This is a genomic window from Nocardia sp. NBC_01377 (assembly GCF_045040005.1).
Classification (GTDB): Bacteria; Actinomycetota; Actinomycetes; order Mycobacteriales; family Mycobacteriaceae; genus Nocardia; species Nocardia noduli.
Genome location: NZ_CP109566.1, coordinates 1,251,772 through 1,275,239 on the forward strand (window position 1 = coordinate 1,251,772; position 23,468 = coordinate 1,275,239).

At 67.5% G+C, this 23,468-nt stretch carries 15 protein-coding genes and 7 pseudogenes; 10 read left to right on the plus strand and 12 right to left on the minus strand.

What is annotated here, in order from left to right; translation table 11 throughout:
* Positions 1–13 precede the first annotated feature (13 nt).
* The 4 genes and pseudogenes from OG225_RS05870 to OG225_RS05885 all read right to left on the minus strand — a co-directional run.
* Positions 14–1,225: pseudogene (locus tag OG225_RS05870) on the minus strand (class I adenylate-forming enzyme family protein); the annotation flags it as partial.
* Complete coding sequence (locus tag OG225_RS05875) at positions 1,215–2,699, minus strand: class I adenylate-forming enzyme family protein (protein WP_405180733.1); 1,485 nt, start codon at positions 2,697–2,699, stop codon at positions 1,215–1,217. The gene OG225_RS05875 and the pseudogene OG225_RS05870, both read right to left, overlap by 11 nt.
* Complete coding sequence (locus OG225_RS05880) at positions 2,699–3,544, minus strand: enoyl-CoA hydratase/isomerase family protein (RefSeq protein WP_405180734.1); 846 nt, start codon at positions 3,542–3,544, stop codon at positions 2,699–2,701. The genes OG225_RS05875 and OG225_RS05880 overlap by 1 nt, the downstream gene beginning before the upstream one ends.
* Positions 3,541–4,342, minus strand: a pseudogene (locus tag OG225_RS05885) (enoyl-CoA hydratase/isomerase family protein). Before OG225_RS05885 ends, OG225_RS05880 begins: the two are co-directional and overlap by 4 nt.
* Before the next feature lie 112 nt (positions 4,343–4,454).
* Here OG225_RS05885 and OG225_RS05890 point away from each other — a divergent pair.
* Together OG225_RS05890 and OG225_RS05895 are read left to right on the plus strand one after the other, a co-directional pair.
* Positions 4,455–5,162, plus strand: a complete 708-nt coding sequence (locus tag OG225_RS05890; RefSeq protein ID WP_405180735.1) for a hypothetical protein — start codon at positions 4,455–4,457, stop codon at positions 5,160–5,162.
* Positions 5,163–5,185: 23 nt separating this feature from the next.
* Entirely contained in the window at positions 5,186–6,094 is a 909-nt protein-coding gene (locus OG225_RS05895) for an enoyl-CoA hydratase/isomerase family protein (RefSeq protein WP_405180736.1), read from the plus strand.
* A gap of 98 nt (positions 6,095–6,192) precedes the next feature.
* Here OG225_RS05895 and OG225_RS05900 read toward each other — a convergent pair whose 3' ends face one another.
* Together OG225_RS05900 and OG225_RS05905 are read right to left on the minus strand one after the other, a co-directional pair.
* Positions 6,193–6,948: a TetR/AcrR family transcriptional regulator gene (locus tag OG225_RS05900; RefSeq protein WP_216907792.1), complete on the minus strand. Its 756-nt coding sequence runs from the start codon at positions 6,946–6,948 to the stop codon at positions 6,193–6,195.
* Positions 6,949–7,258: 310 nt separating this feature from the next.
* Complete coding sequence (locus tag OG225_RS05905) at positions 7,259–8,059, minus strand: enoyl-CoA hydratase/isomerase family protein (RefSeq protein ID WP_405180737.1); 801 nt, start codon at positions 8,057–8,059, stop codon at positions 7,259–7,261.
* Between the two features lie 268 nt (positions 8,060–8,327).
* Between OG225_RS05905 and OG225_RS05910 the strand changes: the two genes are divergently transcribed.
* Positions 8,328–9,545: an IS110 family transposase gene (locus tag OG225_RS05910; protein WP_405183207.1), complete on the plus strand. Its 1,218-nt coding sequence runs from the start codon at positions 8,328–8,330 to the stop codon at positions 9,543–9,545.
* Between the two features lie 52 nt (positions 9,546–9,597).
* Here OG225_RS05910 and OG225_RS05915 read toward each other — a convergent pair.
* The 3 genes and pseudogenes from OG225_RS05915 to OG225_RS05925 all read right to left on the minus strand — a co-directional run.
* Positions 9,598–10,102, minus strand: a pseudogene (locus tag OG225_RS05915) (CoA transferase); the annotation flags it as partial.
* A gap of 46 nt (positions 10,103–10,148) precedes the next feature.
* Positions 10,149–11,357 (minus strand): cytochrome P450, encoded by a 1,209-nt coding sequence (locus tag OG225_RS05920; RefSeq protein ID WP_405180738.1) that lies wholly within the window; start codon positions 11,355–11,357, stop codon positions 10,149–10,151.
* Positions 11,358–11,533: 176 nt separating this feature from the next.
* Entirely contained in the window at positions 11,534–12,331 is a 798-nt protein-coding gene (locus OG225_RS05925; protein ID WP_405183208.1) for an SDR family oxidoreductase, read from the minus strand.
* A 156-nt stretch (positions 12,332–12,487) separates the two neighbouring features.
* Between OG225_RS05925 and OG225_RS05930 the strand changes: the two genes are divergently transcribed.
* Both OG225_RS05930 and OG225_RS05935 read left to right on the plus strand, forming a co-directional pair.
* Entirely contained in the window at positions 12,488–13,723 is a 1,236-nt protein-coding gene (locus tag OG225_RS05930) for a cytochrome P450 (RefSeq protein ID WP_405180739.1), read from the plus strand.
* 99 nt (positions 13,724–13,822) lie between these two features.
* A pseudogene (locus tag OG225_RS05935) lies at positions 13,823–15,109 on the plus strand (acyl-CoA carboxylase subunit beta); the annotation flags it as partial.
* Positions 15,110–15,155: 46 nt separating this feature from the next.
* Here the strand turns inward: OG225_RS05935 and OG225_RS05940 are convergent.
* A pseudogene (locus OG225_RS05940) lies at positions 15,156–15,326 on the minus strand (AMP-binding enzyme); the annotation flags it as partial.
* Here OG225_RS05940 and OG225_RS05945 point away from each other — a divergent pair.
* Positions 15,258–15,494, plus strand: a complete 237-nt coding sequence (locus OG225_RS05945) for a rubredoxin (protein WP_405180740.1) — start codon at positions 15,258–15,260, stop codon at positions 15,492–15,494. The pseudogene OG225_RS05940 and the gene OG225_RS05945 sit on opposite strands and share 69 nt — an antisense overlap.
* 127 nt (positions 15,495–15,621) lie before the next feature.
* Here the strand turns inward: OG225_RS05945 and OG225_RS05950 are convergent, their stop codons facing one another.
* Complete coding sequence (locus OG225_RS05950; RefSeq protein ID WP_331758060.1) at positions 15,622–17,043, minus strand: NF041680 family putative transposase; 1,422 nt, start codon at positions 17,041–17,043, stop codon at positions 15,622–15,624.
* Between the two features lie 128 nt (positions 17,044–17,171).
* On the opposite strand from OG225_RS05950, the pseudogene OG225_RS05955 reads away from it, so the two are divergent.
* The 4 genes and pseudogenes from OG225_RS05955 to OG225_RS05970 form a co-directional block, all read left to right on the plus strand.
* A pseudogene (locus tag OG225_RS05955) lies at positions 17,172–18,020 on the plus strand (thiolase family protein); the annotation flags it as partial.
* A gap of 137 nt (positions 18,021–18,157) precedes the next feature.
* A complete protein-coding gene (locus OG225_RS05960; protein ID WP_405180741.1) occupies positions 18,158–18,919 on the plus strand; it encodes a crotonase/enoyl-CoA hydratase family protein in 762 nt (253 codons plus the stop codon).
* 6 nt (positions 18,920–18,925) lie between these two features.
* Positions 18,926–19,171, plus strand: a pseudogene (locus tag OG225_RS05965) (SDR family oxidoreductase); the annotation flags it as partial.
* Positions 19,172–19,477: 306 nt separating this feature from the next.
* Complete coding sequence (locus tag OG225_RS05970; protein ID WP_405180742.1) at positions 19,478–20,152, plus strand: hemerythrin domain-containing protein; 675 nt, start codon at positions 19,478–19,480, stop codon at positions 20,150–20,152.
* Here the strand turns inward: OG225_RS05970 and OG225_RS05975 are convergent.
* Positions 20,139–23,375, minus strand: coding sequence for a BTAD domain-containing putative transcriptional regulator (locus OG225_RS05975; protein WP_405180743.1), 3,237 nt, complete (start codon positions 23,373–23,375; stop codon positions 20,139–20,141). The two genes, OG225_RS05970 and OG225_RS05975, sit on opposite strands and share 14 nt — an antisense overlap.
* Positions 23,376–23,468 lie beyond the last annotated feature (93 nt).

The window sequence follows — 23,468 nt, forward strand, 5'->3', positions numbered from 1 at the left end:
GCCGGTGCGCCTCCCGGCCCCTGTCGGGCCCCCCGATCACCGGTGCCACGGAATCGGTGATCCCGGCGCGAGCCCGCTCGATTTCGACGGGGGAGAGTCGGGGCTCGGTCGGCGATCCGCGTTGTCCGAGGTCGTGGACGAACCCCTCGTCGTCGACCCGCACCAGATCGCCTGTGTGGAACCAGCCGTCGGCGTCGAAGCATTCCTCGCGGCCGCGCTTGTGGTAGCTCTGCATGAGGTATGGGCCGCGAAGACATAATTCGCCGCTCGCACCCGCCGCCACCTCGTCGCCCGTGTCCGGGTCGACGACGCGGACACCGAAGCCGGGTGCGGGTTTGCCGCAGGACCCCGGCTGGTCGGCCTCGTCACCGCCGAGGAACACCACGCCGCCCGACTCGGTCGCGCCGAGCCGATCGACTGCCGCCCTCACATCGGCGGCGTTCGAACAGCGCAGGGTCGCACCCGCCACCAGCGTCGCGAGCAGTCCGGAGGCGAAACCGCCGATCGAGAACAACGGTGAAGCGCAGGAGACGATGTCAGCCTCGGTCAGGCCGCGAATCGCGTTGAGATTCGCCTGATGGTCCAGAAGTGCGCCGTGGGTGTGCACCGCGCCCCTCGCGGTCCCGGACGGACCGGAGGTGTAGACGATGCCCAGCGTATCCGCCTGGGCGACATCGTCTTCCGAGGCGGTGAGCAGCGCGTCGTCCACCGAATCCGCGAGGCGGTGCAGTGCGGCGATATCGCGGACCCGGTCGCGGGTACCGGTGCGGTAGCTGACAGCGATATGGCGCAGTTGCGGAACCGCCGCACAGAGCAGACGATCACCGGTTCCGAATTCGGTTTCGCTGACCACCTCGGTCAGCTGTCGCACGTAGTCGTGGGAGCGATACGTGTGGGCGGCCAACAGTATTCGGATATCGGCGTCGATCAACCGCTCACGCAGTTCCGTGGTGGTGCCGACAGTCGAGAAGGGAACGACCACCGCGCCGATCCGCGCGGCCCCGAGCGCGCCGACGACGAAATCGACGCCGTCGGGATACAGCAACCCGATATGGGTTCCCTTCCCGACGCCGAGCGCGATCAGTCCCCGGGCCATCCGCGCCGAAAGCCGTTGCGCGGTAGCGTAATCGAGGCGCTCGTCATTGCAGATCAGCAACGGATGAGCGGGACGGGTCCGCGCGTGCTCGCGCAGGACGCGGGCCACGGTGCGGGATTCATCGGACATGATCGCCTCGAACGGACGACGTGGCTTCGGTGAAATGACGTCGGACCGCGATCAGATCCGCCTTGCCGGACGGGGTACGCGGAATGGCGTCCACGATCGCGATCTCGGTGGGGATCTCGTAGCGAGCCAGCACGGTGCCGAGATATTCGACCAGATCGTCGGCATCGGCCGAATGCCCGGCGCGCAATTCCACCAGCGCCACCGGTGTCTCGCCGAGCCGTTCGTCGGGTCGTGCGACCACGGCCGCGCCGCGCACCGACGGATGGCTCTCCAGTGCGCCGCGCACATCGTCGGGCATGATCTTGAATCCGCCGCGGATGATCGCCTGATCGGCGCGGCCGAGGATATTGAGGAATCCGTCGGCGTCGATCCGCGCGATATCGGTGGTGCGGATCCAGTCCGCCCCCGACCCGAGTTGTCCCGGCTTCACCTCGAGCAGACCGGTCTCGTCGGTCCGCACGACGGTGCCCGCGTCGTCGACGACGCGCAGTTGTGCGCCTCCGCTCGCGCGGCCGACACTGCCTCGTTTGGCATTCCAGTACTTCTGGTGGTCGGGCAGCGTCCAGCCCGCGACACCGCCGCCGAATTCCGTCGCGGCGTAGGAGGTCAGGACGGGGATGCCGAATTTCTCGTGGAAGGCGTCGGCGTCGGCGGCCGACAGCGGCGCGGTGCCCGAGGTCGCGACGCGCACGCCGTCCAGGTCGGCCCTGTCGAGGTCCGAGTGCAGCACCATACGAAGGGCCGCGGGTACCAGCGACACCGCGGCGGGCCGATGCTTGCGCACCGCCGCCGCCCAGCGGTCGAGCTCGAATCGCGGCAGGAAGACGAAGGGGCGAGCCTCGGTGACGCATTGCAGGATTCGGAAGACCCCGCCGATGTGGACCAGCGGCGCGTTGACGATCGCGACGCCGCGCCGCGGTTGTGTCGGCGACGGCGAGCGGTCGGGCTCGGGGCCCATCACCGAGCGGGCCAACATGTCGTAGGTGATGTCGACCCGTTTGGGCGGACCGGTCGTGCCCGAGGTCAGCATGCGCACCGCGACGCCGGAAACTGCCGAATCGGAACTGTTTTCGGACGGGCAGGCCGCGGGTTCGGCACCGAGATCGGTGATCGTCAGCGTCGCCGTGCCGGATCCGGGCGTGACCAGTGCGGCGAGGTCTTCGGGGCCGCCGACGATCAGCGGCAGGCGCAGCGCGGCGATATCGGCGCGGGTCCGGTCGTCGCCGCGCGAGGGGTTGATCACCACGACGGTGCCGCCGCCGAGCAGCACGCCGAGCAGGGCGGCCACATGTTCGGGCCGATTGCGCAGCAGGATGCCGACCTGGCGCGGCGCTCCCATCCGCGCGTGGACGCGGTGCGCCAGGTCGCCGAGCGCGCGCCACGAATACCCGATGTCGTCGTATTCGACAGCGGGCGCGTCGGGTTCTAGCGCGAGCACGTCGGCGATGCGGCGATTCAGGGAATGAGCGGTCATCAACGGATCCTCGGTTCGGTCGGGACAGCGCGCCCGTCCGCGTCGTTCGCGGCGGCCGCCAGTTCTGCTGTGGCGATCGGATTGCCCAGGCGGGTGTAGATGAGTCCGTGGTCCATCGCGGCACGATAGGGCATGTCGAGCGATTCCCAGATTGCCTTGACGGTGCCCTGCGTCGCCGCGGGCGGTTTGGCCGCGATGGTCGCGGCGATCTCGTGCGCGCGTGCCCAGAGTTGTTCGCGCGCGACGACTTCCGAGACCAGGCCGATGCGCAGCGCGGTCTCGGCGCTCACGCGTTCGTCGTTACCCATGAGCGCGATGCGCAGGGTCTCACCGAGACCGACGCGGCGCATGAGTCCCACCGGTTCCAGCGCGCTGACCAGTCCGGCCGACACGTGGGAGTCGAAGAAGGTGGCCTCCCGCGAGCAGATCACCACGTCGGCCTCGTTGACGAAATAGAACGCTCCCGCCGTGCACATGCCCTGCACGGCACACACCACCGGCTTCCACATCTTCTGCCATTTGGGGCTGAGCGCCTCGCCCGGATCGTCGTGGTGCCACACGCTCGACGGCTGCCCGTAGGGCGTCTTGATGTCCAGACCGGCGCTGAAGGCCCGATCACCCGCCGCGCGCAGCACCACGGCGTGCACCGAGTCGTCGAGTTTGAGCAGATGCCAGGCGTCGCGTATCTCCTCGCACATCACGCGGTTGAAGGCGTTGAGCCGATCCGGCCGGTTCAGGGTGATGGTGGCGACGTGATCTATCTCGTCGGTCTCCACCAGGATCGTCTCGAAACCGGTCGCGCTCGCCGCTGCTCCTTCCGCACCGGGCCCGCCCCCGGCACTCATCGGCACTGCCAATCCGGTGTCCGCTTCTCGATGAAGGCTTCGGGGCCTTCGAGCGCGTCCTCGGTGCGGGTGACGCGTTCGCGGAAGGATTCGGCCAGCATCTCGGCTTCGTGCAGCGGCACGCCGAGTCCCTTGATGATCGCCAGCCGCGTGCCCCGAACAGCCAGTGGGGCATTGGAATTGAGGATGTCGCCGATCTCGTGCGCGTTCGAGCAGACGTTCGTGCTCGACCACCTCGGTGACCATGCCCAGTTCGTAGGCGCGCTCGGCGCTCATCCGCTCGTGCTTGCCCATCAGCGCCATGCGCAGCGCGACCGTGCGCGGCAGCACCCGCGCCAGCCGGACCACCTCCCGGCCCGCGACCAGTCCGATGCTCACGTGCGGATCGAAGAAGGCGGCCTTGTCCGAGGCGATGACGATATCGCCGGTGGTCACCCAGTTCAGGCCCGCGCCGCAACAGATTCCGTTGACGGCGACCAGGATCGGTTTGGTCATGCTGCGGAACGGCGGGGTGCCCTCCTGGGGCGCCTCCCATTGTTCGTAGCTGGACAGGTACGGCCGTTCGGTCAGCACCTTGCCGTCGCCGGGAATCGCCTTGACGTCGGCGCCGGTGCAGAAGGCACGGCCGGAGCCGGTGACGACGAGCAGCCAGACCTTGTCGTCGTTCTCGGCCTCGTCGTAGGCGGCGCGCAGCTCGGTGATCATATGCGGGCTGAGCGCGTTGAGGGCGTCGGGGCGGTTCAGCGTGGTGGTCGCCGTATGCCCGTCGACCTCGTATCCGATGGTGTCGAACGGCATCGTTGTTCCTCCTGGGCCGGGCCGTGCCTGAACCTTACTGTTATATGTACAGTAGACAATACCGTCAGCCCCTGCGAAGGTGGCGGAAAGCGCCGACGAGGAAAGAGGTCCGATGGCCGAGAACGGGCAGACCCTCCCGGGCGACGCGGCGCCCGCCGAGCCCGGGCCGCGCGGTCCCGAACTGCATTTCGGTGAACGGCCGCTGCCGCAGACCGTGGCGGCCGCCGCGGCCGTCCGCAGGCTCGCGGGCGTGCTGTTGTCGCTCGAGCATCCGCACCCGACGGTGGATGCACTCGTCACCAGGATCGAGGAATGGGAACGCGAACTCGCCGCGGCGACTCCACCCGATCCCGCGCCTCGGATCGGGGCGGCGAGCAGCGGCACCCAGCGCGTCTACCTGGACCACGCCGCCGATATCGGCGCGTTCAATCCGTGTTTCCCCGAATACGAGTTCGACCACATCGACGCCGAGAAAGCGCACGGGCGCATCACCTTTCCGCTGGTGCACGAAGGACCGCCGGGCCTGGTGCACGGCGGATTCCTCGGGGTGTTCTTCGACGCCGTCATCCAGCAGCAGAGTTGTGCGGTCGGCCTGTCCGGTAAGACGCGCTCGATGAACATCACCTATCGCCGCCCCACCCCGATTCTGGTCGAACTGGACTCCGACATCACCCGAACAGTGGGGGAGGCGGGTATCGAATCGACGGCCAGGCTGCTGCGCGCGGGCGAGGTGCTGTGCCGAGCGGTCGTGCGGACGGTGGCCGTTCCGCTCGACCCGTTGGGGACATCGCGCTACGGAAAGCGCCGGATCCGCACATGACCACAGAAGGAAGAGGCATACCGGTGACCAGTTCCAGCGCCGCCGACGGCCGGGTTCTCTACGAGGTGGATCCCGATCGTCGGATCGCGACCGTCACGCTGAACAATCCCGCGCAGCGCAATTCCTACGACGCCGCCATGCGCGACGGCCTGGCGCGCTATCTGGACGAGGTGGCCGAGAACGACGACATCACCGTCGTCCTGTTGCGCGGTGCGGAAGGGGTGTTCAGCACCGGCGCGGATATGAACAACGCCTACGGCTGGTACGGCGAGCGCGGACAGGGCAACGGAGCCAACGGCGGTCAGCCCGCAAAGAGCAGGCCGAGCCAGCGACGCAGACTCACCGTCGACCGAAAGTCGTTCGGCTTCTACCACAATTTCCTGGGCTTCCCGAAGATCACCGTCGGCGAGATCGGCGGTTACGCGCTCGGCGGCGGCTTCGAAATGGCGCTGATGACCGATATCTCGGTGATCGCGCGCGATGCCAAGATCGGCATGCCCGCCACCCGCTTCCTCGGCCCCGCGCTCGGCAGCCTGCACATGTTCTTCCACCGGCTCGGCCCGGTTCTCGCGCGCCGGATGCTGTTGACCGGTGACATCATCGAAGCGGGGACCCTCGAGCATCTCGGCGTGTTCACCGAGACCTGCGATCCGGCCGCGGTGACCGCGCGGGCGCGCTACTGGGCCGAGAAGGCCGCCAAGATGCCCGCCGACGGTGTCGTCATCGCGAAGGAGGCATTCCGGTTGGTCGAACAGAGCCAGGTCTACCAGGGTGAGGAAGTGGCGAGTTATCTGTTCCACGCATTCGGCACGAATCTGCAATTCGCGCCGGGTGAATTCAATTTCGTGAAGACCCGCGCGGAACACGGCACCAAGGAGGCATTCAAACTACGGGACGAGCATTTCCATGTTCCGGAACCCGACGCGCCGTAGCCTCCGCTGAAACAAGAGAAGAGGCCGACGCGAATCGCGTCGGCCTCTTCCTCGTATCCGATCCCGGTCCTCTCGCATGCGACGGCGTCGAGTGAGTCCTACCCGGCCGCGGCCGCTTTACTCGCGCGCCGTGGCGTCGATGTCGCCGCGGGTTGCTGGGTGCCGATCAGCGAACTGGCGTGATCGAGAATGCATTTCAAACCGTATTCGAAGTTGTGGTCGTCCGGCGCGCCCGACTTGCGTCCCTTGGCCATTGCCTCGGCGAGCAGTGGCGTGGTCTCGGGTTCGACGACGATATCGTCGTAATACGCGCCCGCCTGCGCGTCCTGCTCTTTGTTCTTGTCGTAGAGACGTTGCAGCACCACCGAGCCGCGGATATGCAGGCTGATCGCGGAATAGGTGTCGAAGGCCTCGTCCACCGACAAACCCGCCTCGACCAGGCTGGCCACCGCGTGTTCGGTCTGCCGCGCGCCCAGCTGGGCGGCGTGCGGGCTCAGCGCGGACCTGATCAGGATCAGATCGCACAGAATGGGATTGCCGAGGAACGCGCTGCGCATGGTGCGCGCGTGGTTGGTCAGCGATTCGCGCCAGTCGCGGGCCTCGATGAACGGCGTGGCGAAGACGTACTGGCTCAGCGCGCGGTCGGTCATCGCGTTGAGCAGGTCGTCCTTCTTGCGGAAGTACCAGTAAATACTCGTGACTCCCACGTCGAGGTGCTTGCCGAGCAGCGGCATGCTCAGACCGTCGATCGACACCTGTTCGGCCAGCTCGAAAGCGCCCTCGATGATGTCCTCTGGATTGAGAGAGCCGCGCTCGCGCCTCGGCCGCTTTGCTGCGGCGCTTCGTTTCGTCATTCCAGATCCCACTTCCGTGAAAGGTCTACTTACCTGAACACGAACACGTCACTTCAGGTCTCGACTGATGAGCCGGTGCCAGAGCTCGGTCCGCGAAACACGTTTCGACTATCCGGTAACGGGACTGAAAGCGGCACAGTAAATCGTACCACGGAGGTTACTGTCGGACTGTTTCAAGGGGCGGGAAGTGGACGGTGAACGGCACCCCGAGCCATTGCCCCGGAGCGTTCCGGAGTTACCTGGCTCACAGTTCGAGAACGTTCTCGAAATGTATTCGGCCACCGGTGACAAGGAATTCCGGTGAGACAACCTACCCGGTCGGTCCCCAGGTTCCGGTGAACACCGGATCGCGTTTCTCGGAAAAGGCCGCGAAGGCTTCCAGGACGTCGCGGCCGGACAGATTGATCGTCTGCGCGCGTGCCTCGTGGGCGAGCGCTTCGCGCATCGTGTGATCGGTGCCGCCGTTCAGCAGTGCCTTGGTCTGGGCCAGGGCGGTCGGCGGACCCGAGGCCAGGCGGACGGCGAGGTCGTCGACGAATGTGTCGATACCGTCGCGGGGTTGGATCCAGGTCACCAGACCCAGGGCGTGCGCCTCCTCGGCGCTGATCATGTCGGCGAGGAAGGCCAGTCGCTTGGCCTGCTGGAGTCCGGCCAGTTTGGGCAGCAGCCAGGAACCGCCGCAATCCAGCGACAGTGCCCTGCGGCTGAATATCTGGCAGAACCGCGATTCCGGCGTCGCCACGACGAGATCGCAGCCGAGCGCCAGATTCCACCCGGCGCCGGCCGCGACGCCGTCGACCTTCGCGATGGTCGGTACCTGGAGATCGTGCAGGCGCAGCACCGTCTCGTTGATGGCGCGCATATCCCGGCTCGGATCAGGGAATTCGTCCATACCGGCGGTGTCGGAGATATCGGCGCCCGAACAGAACGCCCCGCCCGCTCCGGTCAGCACCACGGCGCGGATCCGCCCGCCGAAAGCCACCTCGTGCAGGGTATCCCGCAGCGCGGCCCACATGGCGTTGGTGATCGCGTTCTTGCGGTGCGGGCGATTCAACGTCAACGTCCTGACATTGCCGACATCCTCGATGAGCAGTACAGAATCGTCGGTCACGACGTCGTTCCTAATCAGTTCTGGGAGTAAGCCGTCCGGCAAACTCCTTGGTGGTAGCCGGCTGGTAGGTGAGCACTCGTGGTTCCTGGACATCGAGTCCTGATGAAAGACAGTGCCCCTGCCGGTGGGTCGGGAGAGTTGATCGCTGCTGGGATGTCGTGCCTGCCGCTTCGGCGGCGTGGGCATTGCTTGATTAGGTCGCTGATAGTTCTCCTGCGGGCTGCCGAAGAGGTGGTGATCGATATCGAGTACGGGAGAATCGTTGAGGTTGTTCGTTGGTGATGACTGGGCTGAGGCGCATCACGATGTGGAGGTGATGGACAATTCGGGCCGCCGCCTGGCCAAGGCCCGGCTGCCCGAGGGCGTGGCCGGGATGGCGAAGCTGCACGCGATCATCGGCGACCTGGTAGGCGAGGATGCCGATGAGGTCGAGGTGCTGATCGGGATCGAGACCGATCGCGGCCCGTGGGTGAGTGCCTTGGTCGCCGCCGGATACGCGGTGCTGGCGGTGAATCCGTTGCAAGCGGCGAGGTTTCGTGACCGGCTCGGGGTGTCGAGGGCGAAAAGCGACGCCGCCGACGCGCACGTGCTGGCGGACATGGTCCGCACCCACGCCCACGAGCTGCGCCCGGTCGCCGGTGACTCCGACCGCGCCGAGGCGGTCGAAGTCGTGGCCCGAACCCACAAGAGCATGATCTGGGAACGAACCCGCCACACCCAGCGGCTGCGACACACCCTGCGCGACTACTTCCCCGCAGCGCTGGATGCGTTCGACGACCTCGACGCCGCCGACACCCTGGAACTGCTGGGCAAAGCACCCACCCCGGCCCGGGCCGCCCGGCTGACGATCGCCCAGATCAGTGCCGCGATGAAACGAGCACGCCGCAAGAACATCGCCGACAAGGCCCCGATCATCCAGGCCGCGCTGCGCGCCGATCACCTCGGACAACCCGAGATCGTCACACAAGCCTATGCCGCCTCTGTTCATTCGCTGCTGGCTGTCCCGGGCGTGCTGAACACCCAGATCAAGACCCTCGCCGAGCAGGTCGATGCCCATTTTGGGCAGCACCCGGCCGCTGAGATCATCCTGTCCCAGCCGGGACTGGGGACAATCCTCGGCGCCCGGGTGCTCGCAGAATTCGGTGACGACCCGACCCGCTACGCCAGCGCCAAGGCCCGCAAGAACTACGCGGGCACCTCCCCGATCACCCGCGCGTCGGGCAAGAAGAAAGTCGCCCTGGCGCGGTTCGTGCACAACGACCGCCTGATCGACGCCCTCACCGCCCAGGCCCAGACCGCGATGATGCGTTCCCCGGACGCCCGCGCCTACTACGACAAGCAGCGAGCCCGCGGCGTCAACCACTACCCCGCCCTGCGTCAACTCGCCAACCGACTCGTGGGAATCCTGCACGGCTGCCTCAAAACCGGAACCCCCTACGACGAGGCCACAGCCTGGCCGCTGTCGGCTCAGAAGGCTGCTGCTTGACATTCAACCCTCCTGGGATGTCTTTCACTTGCGCCGCGTCGTGCGCGCCGGAGCCGATCGCCCCGGCCGCACGCATACGAGCGATCTCGTCGGTGGTGAATCCCGCGCCCGCCAGCGCGGTATCGGTATGTTGCCCGAGACCGGGGATCGCGCCCATGGGCGGCTGGAAGCCCGCGATGATCGGCGGCGGCAGCAGGGCGGGCACCGGGCCCACCGGGGTGTCGATCCGCCGCCAGCGGTCGCGGGCGGCGGATCGACACCCCGGTGTGGCGGGTGTAGTTCAGCGCGTACCCCATCAGTTCCGCGGCGGTGTCGAACAGACTCGCCGAGGCCGCCGCGGGGTGGGGCGCGCCGGCCCCGTCCGCGCGCCTGGCGCAGATCACCGCCAGAATCGTCAGTGCCGCATACAGTCCCGAGCAGATATCGGCGATCGGTGGACCCGGTTTCGCGGGTGCGCCCGCGAAACCGGTGACCGCGCATACCCCCGATTCGGCCTGGATCAGCAGATCGTAGGCACGTTTGTGCGACAGGGGGATACCACCCGCCGCGCCGGTGACCAGCGCCGAGCGCCCGGACAGATCGAAGAGGTCGCGGTGGCGCGGTTCAGCGGACATCGAAGGTCACCGGAATCGAGGTCGGGGAGCGGAACGGCTGACCGAAGATGTGCGGGTCGCCGTCGGTCAGCAGGGTGATATTCGTCAGCCGCCGCAACAGCGCCTCCATCGCCGCGCGGGTTTCCATGCGCGCGAGATGCAGTCCGAGGCAGGTGTGCGCACCCGCGGTGAAACTGATGTGCGGAATGTGGGTGCGGTGGATATCGAATTCCTCCGGCCGCTCCCAGCGATTCTCGTCGCGATTGGCCGCGCCGAGGACCAGATCGAGTACGGCGCCCTGGGGAATGGCGACGCCCTCCAATTCGGTGTCCTCGGTGACATAGCGCTGCACGAGGGTCAGCGGCGTCTCGTACCGGAGTCCCTCTTCGATCGCCTGGGGGAGCAGATCGTGGTTCTGCTCGAGGGCGGCGAATTGCTCGGGATGGGTCAGCAGCAGGTGCAGCAGATTCCCGGAGGATCGGTAGGTGGTTTCCAGACCCGCGGGCAACAGCAATCGCAGGAACGAGTAGATCGCCCGATCGCTGAGTTTCTCGCCGTCGATCTCGGCGGTCACCAGATCGCTGATGATGTCGCCGGTCGGATTCGACCTGCGCTGTTCGATATGTCCGAGGAAGTATTCCTTCAGTTCCTTGGACGCCTCCAGCGCGCGCGGGACATTGCCCGCGTAGCTGATGATCGACACGGCGGCCCGGCGGAAGAACGGCAGATCCTCGGCGGGCAGACCGAGCAACTTCGCGATGACCCTGGTGGGGAATTCGAAGGTGAAATCCTTCACCAGATCCGCGCGGCCCTCGTCGATGAATTCGTCGATCAGCGATTCGCAGATCGGTCGCACGACGTCGGGCTCCCAGACCGAGAGCGACTGCGGTTTGAACGCCGCCGACACCAGGTTCCGGTGCGCCCTGTGCGTGCTGCCGTCCATCGCGAGGATGGTCGGCCCCATGAAGACGCCGATCGTCGAGTCGTAGAGCGCGGTGCTGAAGACCTTGCTGTTGCGCAGGGCCTTGTTCACCGCCGTCCAGGACAGCGCGGCGTAGGAATCGGCGGGGCGCAACGATTCCGGGGTCTTGGAGTAGTCCATGACCGTTCCGTGGAAGACGCCGCCCTCGCGCCGTCTCGCGGTGAAGAACGGGTAGGGATCACGCAGATCGAGAGTGTCGCCACTCGCTGCCGATTTGTCCTGAACAGGGCTGTCCACAGCTCACCTCTGACTCGTCACACCGCACGACTCTCGAAGAGTATCTATTACTGTAATAGATACAGTATATGGCCTCAGTTCTCGCGGCAATGTGTAATTCGGGGTCGGCGCGCGGTGTCGCGGTGGGGATCACCGCGCCGGTCGGCGCCGACTGTCGCTCGGATCGTGCCGTCCGGTCAGAGCTCGATCGGCGCGCCGACCGACATCGGTGCGACGAATCCGCCGTCGACGTGGATGTCCTGGGCTTTGATCCAGCGTGCTTCGGGGGAGCCGAGGAAGGCGATCACCGGCACGATATCGGCGACGGTGGCATACCTGCCGACCATGGCCTTGACGGTGTCGAGGACCTCCTTGCCCATCGAATCCTCGAAATCGGTGAGGATCGGCGTCTCGGTCGGCCCCGGGCTCACGGTGTTCACGCGGATTCCGTATTTCTGCCAGGCCGCGGGCGCCAGCCGCTTCGCGAAGATGATCGCGGCCTGCTTCGAGGTGCTGTACACCGGGTAGTTCGGATCCTGGGTCGCCTGCCACTGTTCGACGGTCTCGGCGTCGGTCGCCTCCAGTAGGCCTTTCAGGTCGTCGACGCGCTGTTGCCAGCCCAGCGCCGCGACCGAGGCGACGGTGACGATCGCGCCGCCCTGCCGCAACAGCGGCAGCATCCCGGTGGTGAACAGTCGCATGCCGAGGTAGTTGACCTTCAGTACGTCCGCGGCGAGGGCGGTGCCGGGCACGCCCGCGACGTAGGCCAGCAGATCCGACTGCGGTCCGATCCGATCGAGCAGCGCGGCGATCGCGGCTGCGTCGCGCAGATCACACAGTTCGTGCCGCGAGGCGGGTGTCTCGTTCGGGCGGACGTCCACCGCGAGCACGTAGTCGCCGCGCTCGTGGAAATGCGCGGCCGTCGCTGCTCCGATGCCCGATCCGGCGCCGACCACGACGACTTTGCGTTGCTCGGAAAGCTGCTCGGAAACCATGGGGACCGCCGCTTCGATACGTTCACTGGCATCCATTACAGAATGCTTGACAGTAAGGGTCACTATAAATCACGCTTGTGGTCCACACAACGATCGGGACGTCGCGTGCGCGGCGCCCGGATCGCGGGAAATCCCCAAGAAACGGAAGGGCCGCTGATGAGCATGCCGATCGTCGACGAAGCCGCGAACGTCCTCGCCGACCCGACCGCGTACACCGACGAGAAGCGGCTGCACGACGCGTTGGCGAGGGCGCGTGCGACCGCACCCGTTTCGCTGGTGGAGGCGCCGTCGTACAAGCCGTTCTGGGCGATCACCAAACACGCCGACGTGATGGCGGTCGAACGCGCCAACCACGCGTTCACCAACTGGCCGCGGCCGGTGCTGATGACCGCCCAGTCCGACGAGATGCAGGCGGCCGTGGGGATTCGCACGCTGATCCACATGGACGATCCGCAGCACCGGATCGTGCGCGCCATCGCGGCGGACTGGTTCAGTCCGAAGGCCATGCGCGCGATGGGGGTTCGGATCGACGAACTCGCGAAACGCTACGTGGACAAGATGCGGGACGCGGGCGGTGAATGCGATTTCGTCCAGGAGGTCGCGGTCAACTTCCCGCTCTACGTGATCATGTCGCTGCTCGGCGTCCCCGAGGCCGACTTTCCGCTCATGCTCGAACTCACCCAGGAACTGGTCGGCAGCGACGACGACGAACTGAAGCGGTCGACGCCGTCGGACGAGACGATGAACTCGCTGCTGGAGATGTTCGCCTACTTCAAGACGCTGACCGACGCGCGGCGCGAGCATCCGACCGACGATCTCGCCTCGACGATCGCCAACGCCACGTTGGACGGTGCGCCGCTCTCCGATATCGACACGATGTCCTACTACGCGATCATCGCCACCGCCGGACACGACACCACCAGCAGCAGCATCTCCGGCGGCCTGCGCGCCCTCGCCGAACATCCCGAACAGCTCGATCTGCTGCGCGGCAATCTCGACCTCATCCCGCAGGCGACCGAGGAGATCATCCGCTGGGTGACACCGGTCAAGGCCTTCATGCGCACCGCCGCCGAGGACTCGGTGGTAAACGGCGTGACGATTCCGGCGGGTGATTCGCTGTTGCTCTCCTACGTATCGGCGAATCGCGACGAGGACGCCTTCGTCGATCCGTTCCGCTTCGATATCGAACGCGAGCCGAACAAGCATGTCGCCTTCGGATTCGGCGTACATTTCTGCCTGGGCGCGGGTCTGGCGCGCATGGAGATCGGAAAGTTCCTCGCGGAATTGCTGCCCCGGCTGAAGTCGATCGAACTCGCGGGTGAGCCCGAACTCACCGCGACGACTTTCGTCGGCGGTCTCAAGCACCTTCCGATTCGATACTCGCTGACCTGACCGTCGGCAACACCACCGCAGCACCGCGGGTGCGATACGCGGCACCGACCCATCGACGTGCCCTGGTCGAGGAGTCGGCACAGGAAAAAGGATTCGGAAATGACCAATGCCCAGACCTGGGACGAACCACTCGACGACCTCGGGCGCCGCCGTGCCCTCGCGCAGGCGATGGGCGGGCCGGAGCGGGTCGCCAAACATCGGGGCAAGGGCAAACTCGACGCGCGTGCGCGGATCGAGCGACTGCTCGATCCCGGCACGTTCCAGGAATTCGGCACCCTGGTCGGTGGTGAGGTCCCCGCCGACGCGATCGTGACCGGCTCCGGTCTGATCAACGGGTCGCCGGTGATGGTGGGGGCCGAGGATTTCACGACGCTCGCGGGCACCATCGCGCCGGGCAGCAATTCCAAACGCTACCGGCTGGCCGAACTGGCGGTGCGGAACAAGGTGCCGTTGGTGATGCTGCTCGAAGGCGCGGGATTTCGTCCCACCGGCGCCCACTACGGGCGCACCCCCACCGATCTACTCGCCCAGGCGCAGTGTTCCGGCCGGATTCCGATGGTCACCGGAGTACTCGGACCGTCGGCCGGTCACGGTGCGCTGATCGCGCCGGTGTCGGATTTCGCGATCATGAGCCGTCAGGGCGCGATCTTCACCGCCGGGCCGCCGGTGGTGAAGATGTCGACGGGCGAGGACGTCACCAAGGAGGATCTGGGCGGGCCGAACGTGGCGCTGCCCAGAGGGGTCGTCCACAATCTCGGCGAGACCGACGAGGAGGTCCTCGACGAGATCCGCCGCTATCTGTCCTATTTCCCGTCGAGCGCGTGGTCCTATCCGCCGGTCTATCTGCCCGACGATTCGACCGGCGCCAGGGCGACACCGGAACTGCTGAACATCGTGTCCCGCGACAATCGCAGCACCTACGACATGCGCGCAGTGCTGGACGTGGTCTTCGACGACACCGACTGGTTCGAGGTGCAGCCCGAATTCGGCACGGCCATCGTCTGCGCGCTCGCCCATCTCGGCGGTCATCCCGTCGCGGTGGTGGCCAATCAGCCCGAGGTGCTCGCGGGTTCGATCGACAGTGACGCCGCGGACAAGGCCGCCCACTTCATCCAGGTCGCCGATTCGTTCCACCTGCCGATCATCTTCCTCGCCGACAACCCGGGCATGCTGCCCGGCAGCGAATCCGAAGCCGAAGGGGTGCTGCGCAGCGGTGCGAGGATGTTCGTCGCCCAGACCGCGGCCACCACGCTGAAATTGCACGTCACGTTGCGCAAGGCGTACGGCTTCGGCTCGATGGTGATGTCGTTGATCGGATTCGACAGCCAGACCGCCACTTTCGCCTACCCGGGCGCGACGATGGGGGCGATGAGCGCCGCGGCGCTGAGGGCAGGCAACTGGTCGCCCTCGACACCCGTGTCGACGCGGCGACCGGATCGGGATCGCAGCCGGGGGCCGGTACGACGACGGCGACGATGATCTGGCCCCATTGGGGGTCGGGCAAGCCGATGACGGCGGTCTCGCGCACCTCGGGATGCTCGACGAGCACATCCTCCAGTTCGGCCGGCGCGATGTTCTCGCCGCCGCGGATGATGGTGTCGTCGACCACTTTGACGCCATTGCGAACCGAACTCGTCGCCGAGGTCGACTCGGCCTGCCCGACGACGGCCTCGCGCCGGGCACCCGTTGGGAAGACATCCCCGCCGACTGGACCTGCCCCGACTGCGGCGCCGAGAAGGCCGATTTCGACATGGTGGAGGTCTCACGATGACGGTCCCGCGATCCGGTCGCGCGACGTCGACCCTCGTTTGTCGACAATACTGTATGAAATACTGTAGTTGAATCTCCCATCATGGACGCCGCGCCAGCGGGTGCGGCTCGATAACTTAGCTTGAGATTTAAGGTTGTGGCCCCGGCGTAGCCGGGGCCACACGGGTTTTGCCGACCTCTGGATGTGGCGCGATGTGCCGGTTCTTGCTGCCTTTCGGGCGGCCGGGGCCGGGGCGTGAGGGTTTCGGCGCGCTGGCCGGATTGGGGGTTTTCCGGCGGAGGTGGCGAAACCCGCGACGGACGCGGGCGGGGGTGAGCCGGTGCGGGTCGGTGACGGGTTTCTCCCAGGGGCGGCGCAGGTCGGTGGTGAGGCCGCGTGCGAGCCGCAGCTGGGTGTGGGCGGTGAGGATCAGCCAGGTCCAGCGGTCGCCCTGGGCGGCGGTACGGACCCGGGGCCGGGTCCAGCCGAGGGTTTGTTTCAGGAACCGGAAGGTGTGCTCGATGTCGAAGCGGCGCAGGAACGCCTGCCAGTAGCGGTCCACGTCCGCTGCGGCGCTTTCGGCACGGGATGTCCACAGCCACACCGGTTTCGGGTTTCGGTCGCCGGGTAGCCGATCCACGGTCAACCGGATCAGGGCGCCCTCGATGATCGGTGGCGGACCGTCGAGGTCGGCCCAGGGGCCGCGGTGGGTGAGCCGGGGATGCAACCGGTGCCAGGCAGTGGTGCGGGCGGTGCCGTAGCGAAGGGTGTCGGTGCTGGTCGTGACCGCGGGCTCGGGATGGGTCGCCGGGTCGGCGAGGGTGAACACCGGGCCGTGGCGCGGCGGGCGGCCCGTGCGGGCCCGCGCGGCGGCGGGGAAGCAGAACACCCGATCCGACCGCACCCTACCTACCAGCTCAACCGGCAGATCCGCCAACAGCCACGCCAAGCGGCAGATATCGTAGCCGGCGTCGAACACGATCACGATGTCGCGATCCCCGGGCCGATGATGCCCGGCCGCGCGCAGCCGGGCAACCACGTCGCGGACCTGGGCGGCGGTCACCGCGGTGAGGTCCTCGTCACGGCCGATACGCTGCGCGTCCAGCAGCGCGCACCAGCTCGACGCCCCGGACTCGAGCGCGGCGACGAACGAGTACGGCCAGCCCGGGATCAGCTGCGCGTTGCCCTTGCCGCGCCCATAGGTATGACAGAAACAACGGTCGGCACTGGTCATAGCGTCGGGCCGCAGCCACGGTGACACATCCACCGCCAGCCTGATCCGGCCGCCGCGCTCACACGGGACCGGCAATCCGGTCACCGCCCGCCGCAGCCTGGTGACATCGAGCCGGCCCGCCGCCAGCGCGTCGTACATACCGCCATGACCACGGCGATGCTCGGCCACCAGAGACAACCCGACCAGCGTGGTCACCGGCCCGTCCGCGCACAACACCGCCTCACACAGCTCGAACAACGCATCCGCTCGCGCGCTCGCACACCGGTACAACTCCTGCCGAAACGCCGACAACTCCCCGGCCGCACCCTCGCGACCAGGATCGTGCACACTGTTCATCGAAGCCCTTGGTTCATGAGATTCGTTCTGTAGCAAGATGAATCATCAACCAAGGGCTTCACCCATGATCAACCGGGGCGACCTACCCCAGCTCAGAGGTTAAATCTCAAGCTCAGAGGTTGAGTGATATGGCCAAACCCGTCATCGTCAGCGCCGTCAGGACCGCGATCGGCCGATCCTTCAAGGGTGCGCTCGTGAACGTGTCCTCGGAGACGCTCGCGATCAACATCCTGACCGAAGCGGTCCGCCGCTCCGGGGTCGATCCGTCCGAGGTGGACGACGTCATCCTCGCCGAATTGAATTACGGCGGTGGTGATCTGGCTCGTCACGCCGCCGTGGCCAGCGGTATGGAGAGCGTGCCCGGCCAGGCGGTGAACCGGCACTGCGCGGGCAGTCTGACCTCGATCGCCAACGCGGCCGCCCATATCGGCGCGGGCGCGGAGCGGGTGATCGTCGCCGGTGGCGTGCAGTCGCTGTCGACCTCGCCGCTGATGAAGTGGCGGGTGCCGGGTTCGGACCCGATGGAGTTCAAGGAGCCGTGGATGCCGCCGTCGCATCCGGAGACCCCCGACGCGCCCGCCCTGGACATGTCGATCACCGTCGGCTGGAACACCGCCGAGAAGGTCGGCATCAGCAGGCAGGCCATGGACGAATGGGCTTTGCGGTCGCATCAGCGCGCCGTCGCCGCCGCCGACGCGGGCAAATTCGCCGAGGAGATCCTGCCGCTGAAGATCACGCAGGCCGACGGTTCGGTCATCGACTTCGCCGCCGACGAACACCCCAGGCGTGACACCACCCTCGAGCGGCTGGCCTCGCTTCCGGTCCTGCATCCGGAGATCGAGGGCTTCTCGGTCACCGCGGGTAACAGCAGCGGTATCAACGACGCCGCCGCGGCCGTCACGGTCACCGCCGACGACTACGCCGCGGCGGCGGCATCGGCGTCTCGGCGATGTGCGCGGGCGGCGGCATGGGTGGGGCCCTGGTCATCGAGGTCTGACCGATCGCTTCGCGGATGCTCGCTGCCGGGGCGACCCACGCCGGTCGGCGAGCATTCCTTTTCTTACAGTAATACTTATAGTAGCGTTTTCTATAATAAGGACCAGTGGAGGTACCGGTGTCGGACGAAGTGCTGCTGGAACGCCGCGGGCGCACGTTGGTCATCACGATCAACCGGCCCGACGCGCGTAATGCGGTCAATCTGGCGGTCAGCCAGGGCTTGGCCGAAGCGCTCGACGAGCTCGACGGCAGCCCCGAACTGTCGGTCGCGGTGCTCACCGGAAGCGGTGGGAACTTCAGTGCGGGAATGGATCTGAAGGCTTTCGCGGCGGGCGACTACCCCTATATCCCCGGTCGCGGTCTCGGGTTCACCGGGAAGCCGCCGATCAAGCCACTCATCGCGGCGGTCGAGGGTTACGCCCTGGCGGGCGGCACGGAACTGGTGCTTGCCACCGATCTGGTCGTGGCCGCCAAGACCGCGAAATTCGGCATCCCGGAAGTCAAACGCGGCCTGGTAGCGGGCGGCGGCGCCTTGTTGCGGCTCCAGCACCGCATTCCGTATCAGAAGGCGCTCGAATTGGCGCTGACCGGCGACAATTTCACCGCCGAAGAGGCCGCGGGCTGGGGTTTCGTGAATGTTCTGGCCGAACCCGGGGAAGCGCTCGAGCAGGCGTTGGCGCTGGCGGACCGGATCACGGCCAACGGTCCGATCGCGGTCGCGGTGACCAAAGAGGTCATGGTGAAATCCGCCGAGTGGAGCACCGCCGAGATGTGGCAGAAGCAGATCGAGCTCATCGCCCCGGTGTTCGGAACGAAGGACGCGAAGGAAGGCGCGAAGGCCTTCGCCGAGAAACGGCCCCCCGTCTGGACCGGTCAGTGAGCCCGCGCCGCCCGCGACCTGAGCGCCATCGGCATCCGCGTCAACAGCATCGCCCCCGGCACGATGCACACCCCGATCATGGATTTCCTCGGCGAGGAGAAACTCGGCCAGTTCGCCAAAGCGGTCCCGTTCCCCAAGCGCCTCGGCACCCCGGACGAATACGCCTTCCTGGCCCAGCACCTGCTGGAGAACCCCTACATCAACGGTGAGGTCGTGCGCATCGACGGCGGACAGCGGTTCCAGCCCAAGTAGGCGCCCGACACTCCCGCGGCGGATGCCGGACTCCGAGTGTCGGGACAAGGCGTGATCGGTACCCGGGGTCATCGACGGCCCCGGGTACCGCGCTGTCCGGCTACGCCGGTCGGCAGGGCCCGAACGTGTTGCACGGGAACGATGTACGCCGGACGAGGACCACGGCTGTCGACGAACACCGAGGCGACCCGAGTTCGCGACCGGGTGCGCAAGCGGGAGACAAGTGTGCCGCAAGTTGCCTGGCGCAAGGTGGGATCCACACGGGGCGAACAAGCCCGAGATCCCGCCAACAGCCCAGGAGGCGCCATGACACGCACGCCCGAAACCGCCGTCACCGCCCGTGTGACCCCCGATGTCACCGGTATGAAGATCGCCCATCGCGGCATGCTCGCCGACACCGCCCGATTCGCGCGTATCGCGGGCGCGATCGCCGCCGGATCGGTGTGCGGACAGCGGCGGGCCGATGCCATCGCCGAGTACGTGCACCTGCTGTGCGACTCGATCCACCATCACCACAGCATCGAGGACGACATCGTCTGGCCGATTCTCGTCGCGGCGGCGGGTTCGGCCATCGACGTGCACGAACTCTCCGACGACCACGTCCAACTCGAGGCCGTGCTGGCGACACTGCGCGACCGGGCGACCGGGTTCCGCGCCGCCGGTGCCGACCGGCGAAGGGCGGCGGGCGATCTCTCCGTCGCGCTGGATTCGGCGCACGCGTTGCTCTCCGAACATATCGGTGAGGAGGAGAAGATCGTATTCCCCGTGGTCGACCGGTACGTCGGCGTCGCGGAGTGGGATCGGGTCGAGCAGGCCGCGAAGAAGGGCGGCGATATGAGATTCGAGGTGCCGAGGGTAGTCCGTTACGCCGACGAACGGGAACTCGCGAAGATGCGGGCCGAGGCCGGTGTGGTGATCCGGCTGATGCTGAAGGTGCTGGTGCGCTCCTTCGACAAGCGCGAGGCGATCATCGCGGGCTGACCATCGCGGCCAACGCGGTGGCGACCCGCTCCCGCACTTCGGCGGCACGGGCGCGGTGGGCGGTCGCGGCGTCGGTGTCATCGAGCAGTTCGGCGAGTTCGGCCAGCACATCGTCCATCGGCCCGAAGGTCACCGACGCGGAATTCAACCCGGCGACCGTGCCCGACCAGTGCCGCAGTTCGTCGTAGAGGACCGAGGCCCGGTCGCGCATCCGCAACCGCACCAGCGCGCGGGCCTGGAAGACCGACAGCGCCGTCCAATAGAAATCGCGACCGACCTCGTGGTCGCGCTCGGCCACCACCCGGGCCTCGGCCTCCCGCCCCGCGTCGAGCAACGCGACCACATACACCCACGAGATCGTCTGCGGCGCATAGTGATAGGACAGCGACAGCGGTTCGACCAGATGCGCCGAGGACCCGCGGAACCAGGCGATCACCATCTGTCCGACCAGCCCGATCTCGGCGCCGTTGGCCAAACCGGCGGCGGTGAGCCGCGCCGCCAGGTCGGCATAGCGGCCCGCGGCCCGGTCGAGATCGCCGCGCAGCACGTCGAGTACGGCGTCGAATGCCGACAGCACCACGACCAGTTCGCCGACCCGGCCGCTGGAGGCGGTCTCGAGTCCGAGTCGAACTTCCGAGGCGGCCGACAGCAGATCGGTGCGGGACAGGTGCGCGAGGAAGCGATAGTAGTGCGCGGCGGCGCGGTAGACGACGATGCCGGAATCCGCTGCCACCGTGAGGAATTCCGCGGTGATGGCGGGGAGTTCGGTACTCAGGTCGGGCCCGAGCGCGGTGTACGCGAGCGCGTTGAGCGCGGCGCACGACAATTCGGAATCACCGATTTCGCGGGCCAGGCGCGCGGCCTCGGTGGCGCATTCGATGGTGAAAGGGGTGTCGTTGCCCTCGAATTCGAAGACCGCGGTGACGAGCAGCCGGACCCGATCGGCTCCGGTCGTGCCGGGCAGTGCCGCGAGCACCGCCGAGGTCATCTGGGTATCGGCGAGACGCTGTTCGCGCGTGGTCCAGATTCGCGGTGTGCGCCACGAGGTCAGGGCGAGCAACGCCAGCCGCTCGTCGCCGTCGCGCTGTGCCAGCGACAACGCCCGCGCCCGCACCGAACGCGCGTCCGAGACCTCGCCGCGATGCGCGAGCGCGGTGACGAGCGCGCACAACGCGGTGACCAGGGCCGCGCGATCCGCTGCCGCCGCACCGGGTTCGCCGTGCCCCGCGCTGTCACGCAATTCGACGGCGAAGCGCCACAGCGGCGCGGAATCGGCCCTGAACTCCGAGTCGAACCGGGCCCGCGCCGCCGTCTCGACATGCCCGAGTGCGTGCTCGACCGTCTGCGGGGTCGCGCCGCGTGCCGCGTGATAGGCGAGTTCGTCCGCGTCGGGGCTCGGCAGCGATTCCAGGTAGCCCATGGTGCGCCAGTGCAGTCTGCGCAGGCGCAACGCCGGGATGCTCTCGTAGAGGGCGTCGCGTATCAGCACGTGCTGGAAGACGACCAGGTCGGTGTCGGCGGTGAGCAGACCCGCCACCGCCGCGGTGTCGATGGCGTCGAGCAGCTCGTCCTCGCCGTCGGTCGAACCGGGACTCGCCCACAGCGCGAGCAGGGTGTCGATCGCGGTACTGCGCCCGCAGACCGACGCGAGCCGCAACATCCGTCCGACCTCGGCGGGCAGCCGATCGACCCGGCGCAGCAGCACATCGCGGATACCGCTCGGCATCGAGGTCAGCGCGTCGCGCGCACCGCGCGAGGCCACCCATTTCGCCAGCTCTCCGACGAAGAGCGGATTGCCGTCGGTCCTGGCGCGCAACATCTCCAGGGTCGGGGTGTCCAGCGGGTCGAGACCGGCCGATCGGGCGACCTCCCTGATCCCGTCGTCGGACAGACCGGCCAGTTCGAGCCGGTCTGCGGTGACCGCGACCAGCGCGGCGGCCGTCGCCGAGAGTTCGGCCCCGGCTTCGGACGGTCGATAGGTGGCGACGACGAGCACCGGCAACTGCCGCATCCACGCGATAGTCTGTCGCAGCACCTGCAAGGTCGCGCTGTCGGCGCGGTGGACATCGTCGACGACGAGCAGCACACCGTCCGGGTGGTCCCGGCAGGCGGCGACGACCGCGCGGGCGATGTCGAAGGGGTCGGCGACATCGGCGCCGTCGCCCAATTCGCCGAGCAGTTCGCGCCACGCCCACGCCGCGGGCGCGCCGTCCACCTCGGGGCAGTGGGCGGTCGCCGCGGTCCACCCCCGCGCTCGCAGCCGCGCGGCCAGGGTCTCGGCGAAGGTGGATTTGCCGCCGCCCGCCTCGGCGACGATCCACACCACCCGCAGACCCGACGTCCGGACGGCTTCGGCGGTCCGCGTCAGTGTCGCCAATTCCGCTTCGCGCCCGGCGAATTCGCGTTGTTCGGTTCCGGCGCGGGTATCGCCGCCGCGCGGTTCGGCGACCACCTCGGGCTCGGCCGGGCGGGCGACCAGGGCGGGGGAGTGGCCGAGGATGTCGACCTCGAGTTGCCGGACCGCGGGGCCGGGATCGACGCCGAGTTCCTCGGACAGGTATTCGCGCACCGTCCGCAGCGTCGCCAGCGCGTCGGCCTGACGCCCGAGCCGGTACTGGGCGAGCGCGAGCAGCCGGAACAGTTCCTCACGCGCCGGATGCTGCGCGCATTCGGCCGGAAGCAGATGGGCGACCTCGTCGGCTCTGCCGAGTTCCAGCGCGGTCGCCGCGCGATATTCCACGGCGGACAGGCGCAGCGCGTGCAGGCGCGCGCCCTCGGCCCCGGCCCACGACTCCGACGCGAAGGCGCCGAAGGGATCACCGCGCCACAGCGCGAGCGCGGTCGTCAGACGCCGGTATCGCGCGGTCGGATCGTCATCGGCCTCCGCCGAGATCAGCGCGTCGAACTCCCACGCGTCCACCCCGTGTTCGGGCAGTCGCAGCGCGTAGCCGGGCTGCTCGCTGACCAGGATCCTGGCCGGTGCGCGCGGTGGCCGGTCCGGTTCGAGGATCCGGCGTAGATTCGAGACGTGCACCTGAAGGGCCGCGAGCGCTTTCGGTGGCGGTTCGCCGTTCCACAGATCGTCGATGAGGCGATCGGTGGAGACCACCCGTCCGCCCGCGGCGAGCAGTCTGATCAGCACCGCGAGTTGACGGCCGGTGCCCGGATCTGCCACACCCGCGCCGGACTCCACCCGGATCGGTCCGAGCACCGAGATCCTCACGGTCGACTCCCGTGACCAGCCACGTCCGCTCACCTCTCGCGACCCGCGCCGCGCACCGTTTCGCACGACGATTCCCGACACATGATCGCTCGA

Bases quoted from the DNA above. Each gene is read 5' to 3' on its own strand.
- OG225_RS05970 (WP_405180742.1), top strand. From the start codon at position 19,478: ATGACACGCACGCCCGAAACCGCCGTCACCGCCCGTGTGACCCCCGAT.
- OG225_RS05890 (WP_405180735.1), top strand. From the start codon at position 4,455: ATGGCCGAGAACGGGCAGACCCTCCCGGGCGACGCGGCGCCCGCCGAG.
- OG225_RS05925 (WP_405183208.1), bottom strand. From the start codon at position 12,331: ATGGTTTCCGAGCAGCTTTCCGAGCAACGCAAAGTCGTCGTGGTCGGC.
- OG225_RS05930 (WP_405180739.1), top strand. From the start codon at position 12,488: ATGAGCATGCCGATCGTCGACGAAGCCGCGAACGTCCTCGCCGACCCG.
- OG225_RS05875 (WP_405180733.1), bottom strand. From the start codon at position 2,699: ATGACCGCTCATTCCCTGAATCGCCGCATCGCCGACGTGCTCGCGCTA.
- OG225_RS05880 (WP_405180734.1), bottom strand. From the start codon at position 3,544: ATGAGTGCCGGGGGCGGGCCCGGTGCGGAAGGAGCAGCGGCGAGCGCG.
- OG225_RS05945 (WP_405180740.1), top strand. From the start codon at position 15,258: ATGCTCGACGAGCACATCCTCCAGTTCGGCCGGCGCGATGTTCTCGCC.
- OG225_RS05950 (WP_331758060.1), bottom strand. From the start codon at position 17,043: ATGAACAGTGTGCACGATCCTGGTCGCGAGGGTGCGGCCGGGGAGTTG.
- OG225_RS05900 (WP_216907792.1), bottom strand. From the start codon at position 6,948: ATGACGAAACGAAGCGCCGCAGCAAAGCGGCCGAGGCGCGAGCGCGGC.